Raw genomic sequence first — 15,542 nt, forward strand, 5'->3', positions numbered from 1 at the left:
CGGCCATCCGCTGACAGGAGCGAGCACGAAGGGCCGGCCCCCACAAGGGGCCGGCCCTTCGTCGTGTCTCCGGACCGTGTCTCAGGACTCGGTGAGTACGGCGAGGATCCCCTCGCCGTACTTGGCCAGCTTGTTGTCGCCGACGCCGCTGATCCGGGACAGCTCGGCCAGCGAGGTCGGCGCCTCGGTGGCGATCTGCCGCAGCGTGGCGTCGTGGAAGATCACGTACGCCGGGACGCCCTGTTCCTTGGCGGTCGCCGCCCGCCAGGCGCGGAGCCGCTCGAACACCGGGACGGCGGCCGGGGCGAGGTCGGCCACCACGGTGGCCGCGCCCCGGGGCTTGGCGGACCGGCCGGCCGCCGGCCGCTCCAGCTCCCGCCGCATGGTGACCGTCCGCCGGCGGCCCAGCACCTCGGCGCTCGCCTCGGTGAGGGTCAGCGTGCCGTAGTCGCCCTCGACGGCGAGCAGGCCCTCGGCGAGCAGTTGCCGCACCACGCCCCGCCACTCGGCCTCGCGCAGGTCGGTGCCGATGCCGAAGGTGCTCAGCGAGTCGTGGCCGTGCTGGTCGACCTTGTCGGTGCGCTTGCCGAGCAGGATGTCCACGCAGTGCCCGGCGCCGAACCGCTGGTTGCGTTCCCGGTCGAGCCGGTAGACGGTGGAGAGCAGCTTCTGCGCGGCGACCGTGCCGTCCCAGGACTCCGGCGGCTCCAGGCAGGTGTCGCAGTTGCCGCAGTTGGCCGTGCCGCCCTCCCCGAAGTATTCGAGGAGTTGCGCACGGCGGCAGCGGACCGTCTCGCAGAGCGCGAGCATGGCGTCGAGGTGGGTGGCGAGGTTGCGCCGGTGGGCCAGGTCGCCCTCCGACGTCTCGATCATCTTGCGCTGCTGCACCACGTCCTGGAGCCCGTACGCCAGCCAGGCCGTCGACGGCAGCCCGTCCCGCCCGGCGCGCCCGGTCTCCTGGTAGTAGCCCTCCACCGACTTGGGCAGGTCGAGGTGGGCGACGAAGCGGACGTCGGGCTTGTCGATGCCCATGCCGAAGGCGATGGTGGCGACCATGACGAGGCCGTCCTCGCGCAGGAAGCGCTGCTGGTTGGACGCCCGGGTCGCCGCGTCGAGCCCGGCGTGGTAGGGCAGCGCCGCGATGCCGTTGGCGACGAGGAACTCGGCGGTCTTCTCCACCGAGGCGCGGGACAGGCAGTAGACGATGCCGGCGTCGCCGGGGTGCTCGTCGCGCAGCAGGGCGAGCAGCTGCTTGCGCGGCTCCCGCTTGGGCACGATCCGGTACTGGATGTTGGGCCGGTCGAAGCTGGCCACGAAGTGCCGGGCGTCGGTGAGCTTGAGCCGCGTGGCGATCTCCGTGCGGGTGGCCTGGGTGGCGGTCGCGGTCAGCGCGATCCGCGGCACGCCGGGCCAGCGCTCGTGCAGCATCGACAGGTTGAGGTAGTCGGGGCGGAAGTCGTGCCCCCACTGCGAGACGCAGTGCGCCTCGTCGATCGCGAAGAGCGCGATCCGTCCGCGCTCCAGCAGGGCGACGGTGGCGCGCGTCGCCAGCGCCTCCGGGGCGAGGTAGAGCAGGTCGAGCTCGCCAGCGAGGAACGCCGCCTCGACCCGCCGCCGCTCGGCGAGATCCTGGGTCGAGTTGAGGAACCCGGCCCGGACGCCGACGGTGGTGAGCGCGTCGACCTGGTCCTGCATGAGCGCGATCAGCGGCGAGACGACCACCGCCACGCCGTCGCGGACCAGCGCCGGGATCTGGTAGCAGAGCGACTTGCCGCCCCCGGTCGGCATCAGCACCAGCGCGTCGCCGCCGGCCACCACGTGCTCGACGACCTCGTGCTGGAAGCCGCGGAAGGCGTCGTAGCCGAACACCCGGCGCAGCACCCGCAGCGCGTCCTCGGTCCGCTGATCGGTGGGGGAGACCATCCGCGCAGTCTACGAGCGGCCGCCGACAGCGCCCCGCCCCGAACGGCGTGTGGCGGCAACCGGACCTCGACCGAGCGGTAGCCGGACCTCGACAAAACGGACAAGCGCTCGTTCCGGTCATCACCCCGTGGAATCCCGGGCGGGGTCGCAGCGGTTAGAGTCGCTGACTGACCATGCGCGGCCGACCGGCCGCGGCGCCACGGCTGGGGGTACGGGTGAGCGAGGCGCGGACGGGGGGAGACCTGGTGCCGACCAACGCGGAGACAGCGCTCGGGCGGCCGGCGCCGGCCGAGGCGGACACCACCCTGGTGGTGGTGACCGGCCTGTCCGGCGGTGGCCGCAGCACGGTGGCCCGGGCGTTGGAGAACGTCGGCTACTACGTGGTGGACAACCTGCCCCAGGCGTTGATGCTCGACATGGCCGAGCTGGCCTTCAAGGCCGGCGGCGCGGCCCGGCGTACGGCGATGGTGCTGGACGTCCGCTCGCGGGCCTTCTCCACCGACCTGGCCGGGGCGATCCGGGAGCTGCGCGAGCGCGGCTTCCAGCCCCGGGTGGTCTTCGTCGACGCCGACGACGAGGTGCTGATCCGCCGCTTCGAGAGCGTCCGCCGCTCGCACCCGCTGCAGGGTGACGGGCGGCTGGCCGACGGGATCGCCGTCGAGCGGGCGCTGCTGGAGGAGGCCCGGGACCAGGCCGACGTGATCATCGACACCAGCCACCTGAACGTGAACCAGCTCCGCCGCCGGGTCGAGGAGCTGTTCGGCGGGGAGGACTCCCGCCGGCTGCGGATCACCGTGCTCTCCTTCGGCTTCAAGTACGGCCTGCCGCCGGACGCCGACTTCGTGATGGACGCCCGGTTCCTGCCGAACCCCTACTGGGTGCCGGAGCTGCGCGAGCACACCGGGCGCGAGGAGGCGGTGAGCGCGTACGTGCTGGGCCAGGAGGGTGCGGACGCCTTCGTGGCCGGGTACGCGGACCTGGTCAACGCCACCACCGCCGGTTTCGAGCGGGAGGGCAAGCGCTACCTGACCGTGGCCGTCGGCTGCACCGGTGGCAAGCACCGTAGCGTGGCGATCGCCGAGGAGCTGGCCGCCCGGCTGCGCCGCTCCGGCATCGCCGCCAACCCCCAGCACCGGGACCTGGGGCGGGAATGACCCCGACCAGGGTGGTCGCCTTCGGCGGCGGACACGGGCTGTCGGCGTCGCTGCGGGCGCTGCGGCACTGCGTACCCGGACTGGACCTGGACATCACCGCGGTGGTCACGGTCGGCGACGACGGTGGCTCCAGCGGGCGGCTGCGCGCGGAGCGCGGCGGCCTGCCCCCGGGCGACCTGCGGCAGGCGCTCGTCGCCCTGTCCGGCGACCATCCGGCCACCCGGCGCAGCGCCGCGCTCTTCCAGCACCGCTTCGCCGCCGTCTCCGGCGGAGGGGGCGGGGGAGCGGCCGATCCGCTCGCCGGCCACGCGGTCGGCAACCTGCTGCTGCACGGGCTGACCGAGCTGCTCGGCGACCCGGTGGTCGCGCTTGACCACGCGGGGGCGATGCTCGGCGCGGTCGGCCGGGTGCTGCCGATGTCCCGGCAGCCGGTCGGCATCGAGGCCCGGGTACGCGGCGCCGACCCGGACCGCCCCGACGAGGTCCGCACGGTGCGCGGCCAGCACCAGGTGGCGGTCACCTCCGGCACGGTCGAGTCGCTGCGGCTCACCCCGGCCGCGCCGGCCGCCTGCGCGGAGGCGGTGACCGCGGTGCGTGCCGCCGACTGGCTGATCTTCGGGCCGGGCAGCTGGTACACCAGCGTGCTGCCGCATCTGCTGGTGCCGGGTCTGGCCGACGCGATCGTCTCCAGCCCGGCGCGTCGGCTGGTGACCCTCAACCTGGTGGCGGAGAAGGAGACGCTCGGCCTCTCCCTGCCTGACCATCTGGACACCCTCCGGCGCTATCTGCCCGAGTTGAAGGTGGACATGGTGCTGGCCGACTCCACGGCGGTGGGTGATCCCGCGGCGGTCGAACGTGCGGCAGAATCGCTGGGTGCCCGGCTGGTCCTCGTTCCCGTCGCCGTCACCGACGGCACGCCCCGTCATGATCCGGCCGCCCTGGGCGCCGCGTTGGTGCCTGTCCTGGGCGCCGATCGTTAGACACGTACGTAATCACCGGCGACACGCCGGAACCGGTCCGTGAGGGGGCGCGCAACATGGCGATGACGGCTGCGGTCAAGGACGAGCTGAGTCGGGTCGATGTGCCCAAGCCCTGCTGCCGGCGGGCGGAGATGGCGGCCCTGCTCCGGTTCGCCGGCGGGCTGCACATCGTGTCGGGTCGCGTCGTGGTCGAGGCGGAGCTGGACACCGGCGCGGTGGCCCGGCGGCTCCGCCGGGAGATCGCCGAGGTCTACGGCTATTCGAGCGAGATCCACGTGCTCGCCTCGGGCGGCCTGCGCAAGGGCAGCCACTTCATCGTGCGGGTGGTGAAGGACGGCGAGGCCCTCGCCCGGCAGACCGGCCTGCTGGACGTCCGCGGCCGGCCGGTGCGTGGCCTGCCCCCGCACGTGGTGGCCGCCAACGTGTGCTGCGCGGTCTCCGCCTGGCGGGGCGCGTTCATGGCGCACGGCTCGCTCACCGAACCGGGCCGGTCCAGCGCACTGGAGATCACCTGCCCCGGCCCGGAGTCCGCGCTCGCCCTGGTCGGCGCGGCCCGTCGGATCGGCATCAGCGCCAAGAACCGCGAGGTGCGCGGCGTGGACCGGGTGGTGGTCAAGGACGGCGACGCGATCGCCGCGCTGCTCACCCGGATCGGCGCCCACTCCAGTGTGCTGGCCTGGGAGGAGCGGCGGGTGCGCCGCGAGGTGCGGGCGACCGCCAACCGACTGGCCAACTTCGACGACGCCAACCTGCGCCGCTCGGCCCGCGCCGCGGTGGCCGCCGCCGCCCGGGTCACCCGCGCGCTGGAGATCCTCGCCGACGACGCCCCCAACCACCTGACCTCGGCCGGCCGGCTGCGGTTGGAGCACCGGCAGGCCTCCCTGGAGGAACTCGGCGCGCTGGCCGAGCCGCCGCTGACCAAGGACGCCATCGCCGGCCGGATCCGCCGGCTGCTCGCGCTCGCCGACAAGCGGGCACGCGACCTGGGCATCCCGGATACCGAAGCGGCCGTCACGCCCGACATGCTCGTGGTCTGATAGGACCGGTGAGGCGTCGGGCTGCGAGGGGATCACCACCCGCCGCAGCGCGGCGGCGCGCGCTCGGATAAGGTCGCTGCGTACGGCAAGGGGGCCGGCAAAGGCACCCCTCGCCGTGCTCACCGCCTCGGGCGGTCTGGTCTCCTGGGACCGCGGCGGGGTGGCCGAGATGAACCGTCAACGGCCGGCTCCACCGGTCGGCGAACAATCTCCGCCGGCCGGGGTTCGACGCCGGCGGACCAGAACGCGAGGAGATGGGACCTGTGACCATCCGGGTTGGCATCAACGGCTTCGGCCGGATCGGCCGCAACTTCTTTCGGGCAGTGCTGGCGTCCGGCGCTGACATCGAGGTCGTGGCGGTCAACGACCTGACCGACAACGCGACGCTCGCCCACCTTGTCAAGTACGACAGCATCCTGGGTCGCCTCCCGCACGAGGTGAAGGCCACCGCCGACGAGATCACCGTGGGTGGCAAGACCATCAAGGCGTACGCCGAGAAGGACCCGGCCAAGCTGCCGTGGGGCGAGGTCGGCGCCGACGTCGTCATCGAGTCCACCGGTTTCTTCACCGACGCCACCAAGGCGAAGGCGCACGTCGACGGCGGGGCCAAGAAGGTCATCATCTCCGCCCCGGCGAAGAACGAGGACGTCACCGTGGTCATGGGCGTCAACCAGGACCAGTACGACCCGGCCAAGCACACGATCATCTCGAACGCCTCCTGCACCACCAACTGCCTCGCCCCGATGGCCAAGGTGCTGCACGACACGTTCGGCATCCAGCAGGGTCTGATGACCACCATCCACGCCTACACGCAGGACCAGAACCTGCAGGACGCGCCGCACAAGGACCTGCGCCGCGCCCGGGCCGCCGCGCTCAACATCGTGCCGACCTCGACCGGCGCCGCGAAGGCGATCGGCCTGGTCCTGCCGGACCTCAAGGGCAAGCTGGACGGCTACGCGCTGCGCGTGCCGATCCCGACCGGCTCGGTCACCGACCTGACCGTCACGGTCGGCCGGGAGACCACGGTGGACGAGGTCAACGCGGCGCTCAAGGCCGCCGCGGACGGCCCGCTCAAGGGCATCCTGATCTACAACGAGGACGCGATCGTCTCCTCGGACATCGTCACCGACCCGGCGTCCTGCATCTTCGACGCGCCGCTGACCAAGGTGATCGGCAACCAGGTCAAGGTCGTCGGCTGGTACGACAACGAGTGGGGCTACTCGAACCGCCTGGTCGACCTGGTCAAGCTGGTGGGTTCGTCGCTGTGAGCATCCGCAACCTCGACGACCTGCTCGGCGAGGGGATGTCGGGTCGGCGCGTGCTGGTGCGCGCCGACCTGAACGTCCCGCTCGACAAGCAGAGCGGTGAGATCACCGACGACGGCCGGATCCGGGCCGTGCTGCCGACCCTGAGCGCGCTGGTCCAGGCCGGCGCCAAGGTGGTCGTCTGCTCGCACCTGGGCCGCCCGAAGGGCGCGCCGGACCCCCAGTTCAGCCTCCGCCCGGTCGCCGGGCGGCTCGGCGAGCTGCTCGGCGCGCCGGTGCACTTCGCCAAGGACACCGTCGGCGACTCCGCCCGTTCCATCGTGGAGGGCCTGGCCGACGGCCAGGTCGCCCTGCTGGAGAACCTGCGCTTCAACAAGGGTGAGACCAGCAAGGACGACGCCGAGCGGGGCGCCTTCGCCGACCAGCTCGCCGCCTTCGGTGACGCGTACGTCGACGATGCCTTCGGCGCGGTGCACCGCAAGCACGCCAGCGTCTACGACGTGCCGGCCCGGCTGCCGCACGTCGCCGGCCGCCTCGTGCTGCGCGAGGTGGAGGTGCTCAGCAAGCTCACCGGCGACCCGGAGCGGCCGTACGTGGTGGTGCTGGGCGGTTCCAAGGTCTCCGACAAGCTGGCCGTGATCGAGGCGCTGCTGCCGACGGTCGACCGGCTGCTCATCGGCGGCGGCATGTGCTTCACCTTCCTCAAGGCGCAGGGCCACGAGGTGGGCTCCTCGCTGCTGGAGGAGGAGATGGTCGAGACCTGCCGCAACCTGCTGGAGCGCTCCGGGGGCAAGATCATGCTCCCGGTCGACGTGGTGGCCGCGGACGCGTTCGCGCCCGACGCCACCCACGACACCGTGCCCGCCGACGGCATCCCGAGCCACCGGCTCGGGCTGGACATCGGCCCGGAGACGGTGGCCGGCTTCGCCGCCGCGCTGTCCCAGGCGAAGACGATCTTCTGGAACGGCCCGATGGGCGTGTTCGAGATGGCCGCGTTCGCCAACGGCACCCGGGGCGTCGCCGAGGCGATCACCAAGACCGACGCGTTCAGCGTGGTCGGCGGCGGCGACTCGGCCGCGGCGGTGCGGGCGCTCGGCCTGGACGAGTCCTCGTTCGGGCACATCTCCACCGGCGGCGGCGCCTCCCTGGAATACCTCGAGGGCAAGACCCTCCCCGGCATCGCGGCCCTGGAGAACTGAATGGCGAGCACCCCCCGCCGGCCGCTGATGGCCGGCAACTGGAAGATGAACTTGAACCACCTCGAGGCCAACCTGCTGGTGCAGAAGCTGGCCGCGAGCCTCAACGAGAAGCAGCTCACCGAGGTCGAGACGGTGGTCCTGCCGCCCTTCACCGACCTGCGCACGGTGCAGACGGCGGTGGACGGCGACAAGCTGCTGATCGGCTACGGCGCGCAGGACCTGTCGCCGTTCCAGTCCGGCGCGTACACCGGGGATATCTCCGGTTCGATGCTCGCCAAGCTGGGTTGCACCTACGTGGTGGTCGGCCACTCCGAGCGGCGGCAGTACCACCACGAGGACGACGCCCTGGTCAACGCCAAGGTGGCCGCCGCGCTGGGGAACGGGCTCACCCCGATCCTCTGCATCGGCGAGGGGCTGGAGATCCGCGAGCAGCTCAGGCACGTGCCGTTCTGCTGCGACCAGCTGGACGGCGCGCTGAAGGGGCTCACCCCGGAGCAGGTCACCAAGGTCGTCGTGGCGTACGAGCCGGTCTGGGCGATCGGCACCGGCAAGACGGCGACCCCGGAGGACGCCCAGGAGGTCTGCGGGGAGGTGCGCAAGCGCCTGGTGGAGACCTTCGGCCAGGACACGGCGGACCAGGTCCGGATCCTGTACGGCGGGTCGGTGAAGTCGTCGAACGTGGCGGCGACCATGGCCCAGCCGGACGTGGACGGGGCCCTGGTCGGGGGCGCCAGCCTGGACGCCGAGGAATTCGCGCAGATCTGCCGGTTCCCGGAGCACATCGCCCGCTGAACGCTCGCTATCCTTGACGCTGCCCGCCCACCGGTCGGTGCCGCTGTGCCCGTCAGGACCGGGCAGTGATCGCAACGAGAGGATTGACCCCCGCCATGCCGATCTGGTTCGCCTACACGATGATCGTGTTGCTGGTCATCACGAGCATCCTGCTCACCCTGCTGATCCTCCTGCACCGCGGTAAGGGCGGCGGGTTGTCGAGCATGTTCGGCGGCGGCGTCAGCTCCAGCCTGGCCGGTTCCTCCGTGGCCGAGAAGAACCTCGACCGCTACACCGTTCTGGTCGGGATCATCTGGTTCGCGTGCATCGTCGGGATCGGGCTCTGGCTCCGGCTCCAGACGGGCAGCGGCGCCTGAGCGGGCGCTTCGAGTCGTACAATCTGCGCGCGGTCCGTGACGGACCGCGCGCAGATTGTTTCTCCGCGCGTCGCCCGCCGCCCATCCCCGCAAGCGGCGGTCCCCTCCGACGACAGGAGCGAGCAGCCGTGTCCAGTGGCAACGTCATCCGCGGCACCCGGATCGGATCCGCGCCCGAGCGGTTCGAGCAGCGCATCGAGCCGGCGCCCCGCCGGCCGGTCACCTACTGGTGCGCCAACGCCCACCGCGTCCAGTTCCTCATCGCCGCCGAGGCGGAGGCCCCGGAGACCTGGGACTGCCCGCGCTGCGGCGAGCCGGCCGGCCCCGACCCGGGCAACCCGCCCGGCCCGGCCCGGGCCGAGCCCTACAAGACCCACCTGGCGTACGTGCAGGAGCGGCGCACCCCGGAGCAGGGTGAGGCGCTGCTGGCCGAGGCCCTGGAGACGCTGCGCCGGCGGCGCGGCGGGGCCTGACCGTGGTCAGGAAGGGGCCCCGGCGTTAACCGGGGGCCCTTCCTCACGATTCAGCGCAGGCTGCGCAGCCGGGGCGGCACGTCGGCCGCCGCGGCCCGGTCCAGCAGCCAGAGGGTCCGGGACACCCCGTGCACCCCGGCCGCCGGCAACTGCACCGGCCCGGCCCCGGCCAGGGCCATCCCGACCGCCCGGGCCTTGTCCGCCCCGGCGGCCACGAGCCAGACCTCCTCGGCCGTGTTGATCGTCGGGAGGGTCAGCGTGGTCCGCACCGGCGGCGGCTTGGGGCTGCCGCGTACCGCACTGACCGGGCGGTTGTCGTGGTGCACCGGGTGCTCCGGGAACACCGAGGCGACGTGCCCGTCCTCGCCGACGCCGAGCATCAGCACGTCGAAGTGGGGAAGGGCGGCGGTCCCCGGCCGGGCGGCCCGGGCCAGCTCCTGCGCGTACCCGGCGGCGGCCGCCTCCGGGTCGTTGCCGGCCGGCCCGTCCGACGCCGGCATCGGGTGGATGCGGGCCGGGTCCAGCGGGACCACGTCCAGCAGCGCCGCCCGGGCCTGGGTCTCGTTGCGGTCCGGGTCGCCGGCCGGCAGGAACCGCTCGTCGCCCCACCAGACGTCGACCCGGGACCAGTCGACGGCGTCCCGGGCCGGCAGCTGCGCCACCGCCCGGTACACCGCCGCAGCGATCCGCCCGCCGGTCAGCACCACCGACGCCTGGCCGCGCTCGGCCTGCGCGTCGAGCAGCTTCACCACCAACCGGGCCGCCACCGCCTGCCCCAGCAGGTCGGGGTCGGCGTGTACGGCGACACTCGCCTCACTCATCCATCGTGCCTTCGTCCTCCGACCGCTCCACGGCGGTCACCTGTGCTGTCCGACCGCCGAGCGGCCCCTGCGTTCCGCTCACTCATTGGCGGTCGCGCCGGCGTGCGCGGTGAGCCCGGCCTCGGCCCGCTGGGCGGTCGCCGGATCCTTCCACACGTGCACCCGCTGGGCGACCCGCTGGTCGAGCGCGGTCAGCCCGGCGGTCGCACCGAGCGCCTCCGCGTAGACCTGGTCGGCGTCGAGCCGGCGCAGCTCCTCGGCCAGTTCGTCGCCGAGCGGGCGGCGGACCAGCGGCAGCGTCCGGTCCTCCTGGCCGGTACGCCGGAAGATGGCCACGTTCTCGTCGCGGCTCAGCATCAGCTCGTCGCCGTTGGCGCAGCGCAGCTGCACCTCGCGCATCCGGGGGAACTTGTCGGTGTGCTCCCAGACCGGGTCGATGCCGAGCCGGGCGGTCAGCCAGCCCCGCATGAGCGCGGCCGTCGGGTCGGTGCGCGGCGCCACCACGGTCGCCTCGGTGACCCGGGCCTGGGTGGTGTCGAACGCCCCGGCCACGAGGGTGCGCCACGGGGTGATCCGGGTCCACGCCAGGTCGGTGTCGCCCGGTGCGTAATCCGCGGCCCGCTGCCGCAGCGCGACGATCGGGTCGGCGGCCTGCGCCGCGTCGGTGATCCGCCGGTCGGCCACCACACCGAGGAAGTCGGTCGCGATCTCCTCCGGCGGCTCGCCGTGCCACCACGTCACCACCGGCACGTCCGGCACCAGCAGCGGCATCACCACCGACTCGGCGTGCAGCGCGAGCCGGCCGTACATCCGGGTCACCACCGCCTCGCACGGGCCGAGCCGGCCGCCGACGACGATCTCCGCGTCCAGCCGGTTGCGGTCCCGCTCGACGTCCGAGCGGACCACCACGAGCAGCCGGCACGGGTGGGCGGCGGCCGCGATGGTCGCCGCCGCCTCCGCCTCCCGCACGCGCTTCTCGTCGACCACCACGATCAGCGTGAGCGCCATGCCGCTGGCCACCCCGCCGGCGCTGCGCCGCTCGGCGGCGAGGGCCTTGACCACCTCGTTCCCGGTGGTGTCCCACAGCCCGATCATGCTCTCCTCCAGGACCGACCCTCGCGGGCCAGCATCTCGTCGGCGGCCCGGGGGCCCCACTCGCCGGCCCGGTACGGCTCCGGCTTGGTGCCCGCCCAGGCGTGCTCCAGCGGGTCCACCGCCTGCCAGCTCTGCTCCACCTCGGCGGCGTCCGGGAACAGCGTCCGGTCACCGATGAGCACGTCCAGCACCAGCCGCTCGTACGCCTCGGGGCTGGACTCGGTGAACGCCTCGCCGTACTGGAAGTCCATCGCGATGTCGCGGACCTCCATGGTCGTGCCCGGCACCTTGGAGCCGAACTTCAGCACCACGCCCTCGTCGGGCTGCACCCGGATGACGAGCTGGTTGGGGCCGAGCGACTCCATGTCGGCGGGGTTGAACGGCAGGTGCGGCGCCGTCTTGAACACGATGGCCACCTCGGTGACCCGCCGGGGCAGCCGCTTGCCGGCCCGGATGTAGAACGGCACCCCCGCCCAGCGCCGGTTCTGGATGCCCAGCTTCACGGCCACGTACGTCTCGGTGGTGGAGTCCGCCGGGACGCCCTCCTCGTCGAGGTAGCCGACGGCGCGTTCGCCGCCCACCCAGCCGGGCAGGTACTGGCCGCGGACGGTGTCCCGGGAGACGTCCTTCGGCACCGTGATGGCCTTGAGCACCTTGAGCTTCTCGGTCCGGATCTCGTCGGCGTCGAAGCTCGTCGGCTCCTCCATCGCCACCAGGGCGAGCAGCTGGAGCAGGTGGTTCTGGAGCACGTCCCGGGCGGTGCCGACGGAGTCGTAGAAGGCGGCCCGGGTGCCGATGCCGACGTCCTCGGCCATGGTGATCTGCACCGAGTCGACGTACTTGGAGTTCCACAGCGGCTCGAACAGGTTGTTGGCGAAGCGCAGGGCCAGGATGTTCTGGACCGTCTCCTTGCCCAGGTAGTGGTCGATCCGGAACACGTCCTGCCGGGTGAAGACGTCGTCGACCAGGTCGTTGAGCGACTTCGCCGAGGGCAGGTCGTTGCCGAACGGCTTCTCCACCACCACGCGGCGCCAGCCGCCGGACTTGGCGTTGTCCGCCATGCCGGTGCGGGCGAGCTGCTTGAGCACCACCGGGAAGGCCGCCGGGGGGATGGAGAAGTAGAAGGCGGCGTTGCCCGGGATGCCGTGGGTGTCGCGCAGCTCGTCGAGGGTGGCGGCGAGGTGGTCGAAGGCGGCGTCGTCGTCGAACGAGCCGCCGACGAACTTGATGTTGCCGGCGAGCCGGGCCCAGACCTCCTCCCGCCACGGGGTGCGAGCGTGCTTCTTGGCCGCGTCGTGGGCCAGCCCCTCGAAGTCGCCGTCGCCCCAGTCGCGCCGGGCGAAGCCCAGGACCACGAAACCGGGCGGCAGCAGCCCCCGGTTCGCCAGGTCGTAGACCGCCGGCAGGAGCTTCTTCTTGGCCAGGTCGCCGGTCACCCCGAAGATCACCAGAGCGCACGGCTCCGGGATCCGTGGCAGCCGGCGGTCCTGAGGATCGCGCAGCGGGTTCATGCCGCCTCCTCGCTCCGCCGATGTCACATCGTTCATCGTCACGTCAGTGTCCGTCCGGCCGCATCCAGTAGCTGGGCGGCGCCCGCCGCCCGCTCGGTCAGGTGCAGGCGCAGCACCGGTCGCCCGCGACCGGCGAGGGCCCGCCGGTCGCCGGCGGCCTGGGCCGCCTGAAGGTCTCCGAAGGTGTACGGGCGGCCGGGCACCGGCAGGTCGTCGGTGACCGCGCCGGTCACCTGGAGGTGGCTACCGGCCCGCGGGCCGCCCCTGTGGTACTGCCCGGTGGAGTGCAGGCAACGCGGCCCCCACCCGAAGGTGACCGGGCGCGCGGTCGCCCGCGCCAGCAGCGGGCGCAGCCCGGCCACCGCCGCGTCGCCCCACCGGTCGAGGTAGGCGGTCACCGCCAGGTAGCCGCCGTCGCCCAGCCCGGCGAGCAGCCAGGTCAGCGCGCTGGCCAGGTCGGCGGGGGCGCCGGCCGGGGCGTACACCTGGATGGCGCCCTCGGTGGCCGAGGGCGACTCCGCCGGCGGGCCGGCGGCGAGCTGCCGCGCGGCGTGCTCCGTGCTCTCGGCGACGTCCGGCTGGCCGAACGGGTCGACGTCGAGCACGGCGGCGGCGAGCGCGGTGGCGTACTCCCAGGTGAGGAACTGGGCGCCGAGCGGACCGTTGACCGCCAGGTCGGCGGGGCCGGGCGCGACGCCCGGGCCGAGGGCGCCGCCGTAGCCCACGGTCAGCACGCCCGGGCCGGTGGCGCCGGGGGCGTCCGGGGACTCCACCACGACCGGGAGGATGCCCTGGCCGGCCTTGCCGGTGGACTCGGCGAGCAGTTGCTCGGCCCAGTCGCCCAGCCCGTCGAGCCCGGTGCCGTCGGACACCAGCGCGACGGTGTCCCGGCCGGTGGTGGCCGCCGCGGCGAGCGCCGCCCCGAGGGCCAGGCCCGGGTTGTCCCGGTCCCGGTCGAGCGCGCCGGCGAGGGCGTCGGCGTCGTCCAGCAGGTCGGCGACCGGCGCTCCGGCCAGCGCCGCGGGGACCAGCCCGAACGCGGTGAGCGCCGAGTACCGGGCGCCCACCTCCGGGTCGGACTGGATGACCACCACGCCCAGCTCGTCGGCGACCGCCTCCAGCGGGGAGCCGGGGTCGGTGACCACCACGAAGTGCCGGGCGGCCTCCGCGTCGGTCAGCCCGGCGTCCAGGAACGCCTGCCAGTACGCCCGCCGGATGCTGTCGGTCTCCACCGTGGCCCCGGACCTGCCGGTGACCACCACGACGGTGCGGTCCAGCCGGTCGGCCAGGGCCGCGCGGACCTCGCCGGGATCGGTGCCGTCCAGCACGGTCAGCGGCCGCCCGAGGGTCCGGGCGACCACCTCCGGGGCGAGCGAGGATCCGCCCGACCCGGCCAGCACCACGTGGTCCAGGTCGGCCAGCTCCTCGGTCAGCTCGGCGAGCTGGGGGAGCAGCTCCCGGGCGCGCGCGTGGGTGTCCAGCCAGCCCAGGGCCGTCCGGGCCGTCGCCTCGGCGGCCGGCCCCCAGAGGGTCGGGTCCTTGGCGGCGAGCCGGGCGGGGAGGTCCGCCGCGACCAGCGCGGCCCGCACGGACGCGGGCGCGGACCCGTCGACCGCGTCCGCGCCGTGCACGGCCAGCCCGGCGGCGATGTCCGCCCGGCCGGCCAGCAGGTCGCTCACCTCACCACCCCGTCCTCGTGGCGTGGCGCGTCCCGGGGCACGTGGTGGGTCCCGGGACGCGTCCGGCGCCGTCCGTCACGCGTTGCCTCCGGCCTTTTCGGCGGCCCGCGCGTTGCCCTTGGCGGCCTGGTTCGGCTGGCCGATGCCCTTGGCCGCCTCGGCGAGGGACTTCTTGACCCCGTCGAGCAGTTCCATCCAGCTCGTCGCGAACTTCTCCACGCCCTCCCGCTCCAGGGTGGCGATCACGTCGGCCATGTCCACGCCGACCGCCTCGAGGTCGGTGAAGACCTTGCGGGCCGCGTCGTACGAGCCGGTGATGGTGTCGGCGCGGGTCTCGCCGTGGTCGGCGTAGGCGTGGATGACCGCTTCCGGCATGGTGTTGACCGTGCCGGGGGCGATCAGCTCCTCGACGTAGATGACGTCCCGGTAGTCGGGGTTCTTGGTCGAGGTGGAGGCCCACAGCGGGCGCTGCGGGTGGGCGCCCGCGTCGGCCAGCTTCTGCCAGCGGTCGGAGGAGAAGACCTTGCCGTAGCGCTCGTACGCCAGTTGGGCGTTGGCGATGGCGGCCTTGCCGCGCAGCGCCTTGGCCTCGTCGGACCCGATCTTCTCCAGCCGCTTGTCCACCTCGGTGTCGACCCGGGAGACGAAGAACGAGGCGACCGACCCGATCTTCGACAGGTCGTGACCGTTCGCCTTCGCCTGCTCCAGACCGGCCAGGAACGCCTCCATGACCTCCGAGTACCGGTCCAGGCCGAAGATCAGCGTGACGTTCACGCTGATCCCCTCGGCCAGGGTCGCGGTGATCGCCGGCAGGCCCGCCTCGGTGGCCGGGATCTTGATGAACAGGTTCGGCCGGTCGACCAGCCACCAGAGCGCCTTGGCCTCGGCGACGGTCCGGTCGGACTCGTGGGCCAGCCGCGGGTCGACCTCGATCGACACCCGGCCGTCCACCCCGGCGCTCTTGTCGTAGGAGGGGCGCATCACGTCGCAGGCCCACCGCACGTCGTACGTGGTGAGCATGCGGACCGCCTCCTCGACCTCGATGCCGCGGATGGCGAGGTCGCGCAGCTGCCAGTTGTACTCGTCGGCGTCGCTGAGTGCCTTCGCGAAGATCGTCGGGTTGGTGGTCACCCCGGCCACGTGCTGCTCCCGGCGGAGCTTGTCCAGCCCACCGGAGCTCAGTCGTACCCGGGAAAGATCGTCGAGCCAGATCGCCACACCGGCGGCCTGGAGCTCGCTCAGCCTGTCCGTCATGCT

The 15,542-nt window shown here is 73.2% G+C and carries 14 protein-coding genes; 8 read left to right on the plus strand and 6 right to left on the minus strand.

The window, feature by feature from the left end; all coding sequences use genetic code 11:
• Window positions 1-81: 81 nt before the first annotated feature.
• Window positions 82-1,923, minus strand: a complete 1,842-nt coding sequence (gene recQ, locus ACFYPD_RS32060) for a DNA helicase RecQ (RefSeq protein ID WP_387121866.1) — start codon at window positions 1,921-1,923, stop codon at window positions 82-84.
• A gap of 215 nt (window positions 1,924-2,138) precedes the next feature.
• Here recQ and rapZ point away from each other — a divergent pair, with 215 nt between their 5' ends.
• The 8 genes from rapZ to ACFYPD_RS32100 all read left to right on the plus strand — a co-directional run bounded on the left by rapZ (window position 2,139) and on the right by ACFYPD_RS32100 (window position 9,179).
• Window positions 2,139-3,077, plus strand: coding sequence for an RNase adapter RapZ (gene rapZ / locus ACFYPD_RS32065; RefSeq protein ID WP_387121869.1), 939 nt, complete (start codon window positions 2,139-2,141; stop codon window positions 3,075-3,077).
• On the plus strand, window positions 3,074-4,057 hold the full coding sequence (gene yvcK, locus ACFYPD_RS32070) for a uridine diphosphate-N-acetylglucosamine-binding protein YvcK (protein ID WP_387121872.1): 984 nt from the start codon (window positions 3,074-3,076) through the stop codon (window positions 4,055-4,057). The genes rapZ and yvcK overlap by 4 nt, the downstream gene beginning before the upstream one ends.
• Window positions 4,058-4,113: 56 nt before the next feature.
• Window positions 4,114-5,094 (plus strand): DNA-binding protein WhiA, encoded by a 981-nt coding sequence (gene whiA, locus ACFYPD_RS32075; protein ID WP_387121875.1) that lies wholly within the window; start codon window positions 4,114-4,116, stop codon window positions 5,092-5,094.
• Between the two features lie 263 nt (window positions 5,095-5,357).
• Entirely contained in the window at window positions 5,358-6,362 is a 1,005-nt protein-coding gene (gene gap / locus ACFYPD_RS32080; RefSeq protein WP_154227719.1) for a type I glyceraldehyde-3-phosphate dehydrogenase, read from the plus strand.
• Window positions 6,359-7,558 carry a phosphoglycerate kinase gene (locus ACFYPD_RS32085; RefSeq protein ID WP_387121878.1) on the plus strand — a complete coding sequence of 400 codons (1,200 nt, stop codon included), beginning with the start codon at window positions 6,359-6,361 and terminating at the stop codon, window positions 7,556-7,558. The genes gap and ACFYPD_RS32085 overlap by 4 nt, the downstream gene beginning before the upstream one ends.
• Window positions 7,559-8,350, plus strand: a complete 792-nt coding sequence (gene tpiA / locus ACFYPD_RS32090; protein WP_387121881.1) for a triose-phosphate isomerase — start codon at window positions 7,559-7,561, stop codon at window positions 8,348-8,350.
• A 95-nt stretch (window positions 8,351-8,445) separates the two neighbouring features.
• Entirely contained in the window at window positions 8,446-8,706 is a 261-nt protein-coding gene (gene secG / locus ACFYPD_RS32095) for a preprotein translocase subunit SecG (RefSeq protein WP_151461972.1), read from the plus strand.
• Between the two features lie 128 nt (window positions 8,707-8,834).
• Complete coding sequence (locus ACFYPD_RS32100; RefSeq protein WP_387121884.1) at window positions 8,835-9,179, plus strand: RNA polymerase-binding protein RbpA; 345 nt, start codon at window positions 8,835-8,837, stop codon at window positions 9,177-9,179.
• A gap of 50 nt (window positions 9,180-9,229) precedes the next feature.
• On the opposite strand, the gene pgl is transcribed toward ACFYPD_RS32100, so the two are convergent.
• The 5 genes from pgl to tal form a co-directional block, all read right to left on the minus strand.
• The gene (gene pgl / locus ACFYPD_RS32105) at window positions 9,230-10,000 is read right to left on the minus strand and encodes a 6-phosphogluconolactonase (protein WP_387121886.1); all 771 of its coding nucleotides are present in this window, start codon (window positions 9,998-10,000) and stop codon (window positions 9,230-9,232) included.
• Between the two features lie 78 nt (window positions 10,001-10,078).
• On the minus strand, window positions 10,079-11,095 hold the full coding sequence (locus ACFYPD_RS32110) for a glucose-6-phosphate dehydrogenase assembly protein OpcA (RefSeq protein WP_387121889.1): 1,017 nt from the start codon (window positions 11,093-11,095) through the stop codon (window positions 10,079-10,081).
• The gene (gene zwf, locus ACFYPD_RS32115; RefSeq protein WP_387121892.1) at window positions 11,092-12,606 is read right to left on the minus strand and encodes a glucose-6-phosphate dehydrogenase; all 1,515 of its coding nucleotides are present in this window, start codon (window positions 12,604-12,606) and stop codon (window positions 11,092-11,094) included. Before zwf ends, ACFYPD_RS32110 begins: the two co-directional genes overlap by 4 nt.
• Window positions 12,607-12,644: 38 nt before the next feature.
• Window positions 12,645-14,285: a glucose-6-phosphate isomerase gene (locus ACFYPD_RS32120; protein ID WP_387121895.1), complete on the minus strand. Its 1,641-nt coding sequence runs from the start codon at window positions 14,283-14,285 to the stop codon at window positions 12,645-12,647.
• Between the two features lie 75 nt (window positions 14,286-14,360).
• Window positions 14,361-15,539, minus strand: a complete 1,179-nt coding sequence (gene tal / locus ACFYPD_RS32125) for a transaldolase (protein ID WP_387121897.1) — start codon at window positions 15,537-15,539, stop codon at window positions 14,361-14,363.
• Window positions 15,540-15,542 lie beyond the last annotated feature (3 nt).

This window comes from Micromonospora sp. NPDC005299, assembly GCF_042872345.1.
In the GTDB taxonomy this organism is placed as follows: domain Bacteria; phylum Actinomycetota; class Actinomycetes; order Mycobacteriales; family Micromonosporaceae; genus Micromonospora.

Excerpts from the sequence above, each read along its gene's own strand:
- yvcK (WP_387121872.1), top strand. The coding sequence starts at position 3,074 with ATGACCCCGACCAGGGTGGTCGCCTTCGGCGGCGGACACGGGCTGTCG.
- secG (WP_151461972.1), top strand. The coding sequence starts at position 8,446 with ATGCCGATCTGGTTCGCCTACACGATGATCGTGTTGCTGGTCATCACG.
- recQ (WP_387121866.1), bottom strand. The coding sequence starts at position 1,923 with ATGGTCTCCCCCACCGATCAGCGGACCGAGGACGCGCTGCGGGTGCTG.
- tpiA (WP_387121881.1), top strand. The coding sequence starts at position 7,559 with ATGGCGAGCACCCCCCGCCGGCCGCTGATGGCCGGCAACTGGAAGATG.
- ACFYPD_RS32110 (WP_387121889.1), bottom strand. The coding sequence starts at position 11,095 with ATGATCGGGCTGTGGGACACCACCGGGAACGAGGTGGTCAAGGCCCTC.
- zwf (WP_387121892.1), bottom strand. The coding sequence starts at position 12,606 with ATGAACCCGCTGCGCGATCCTCAGGACCGCCGGCTGCCACGGATCCCG.
- pgl (WP_387121886.1), bottom strand. The coding sequence starts at position 10,000 with ATGAGTGAGGCGAGTGTCGCCGTACACGCCGACCCCGACCTGCTGGGG.
- whiA (WP_387121875.1), top strand. The coding sequence starts at position 4,114 with ATGGCGATGACGGCTGCGGTCAAGGACGAGCTGAGTCGGGTCGATGTG.
- tal (WP_387121897.1), bottom strand. The coding sequence starts at position 15,539 with ATGACGGACAGGCTGAGCGAGCTCCAGGCCGCCGGTGTGGCGATCTGG.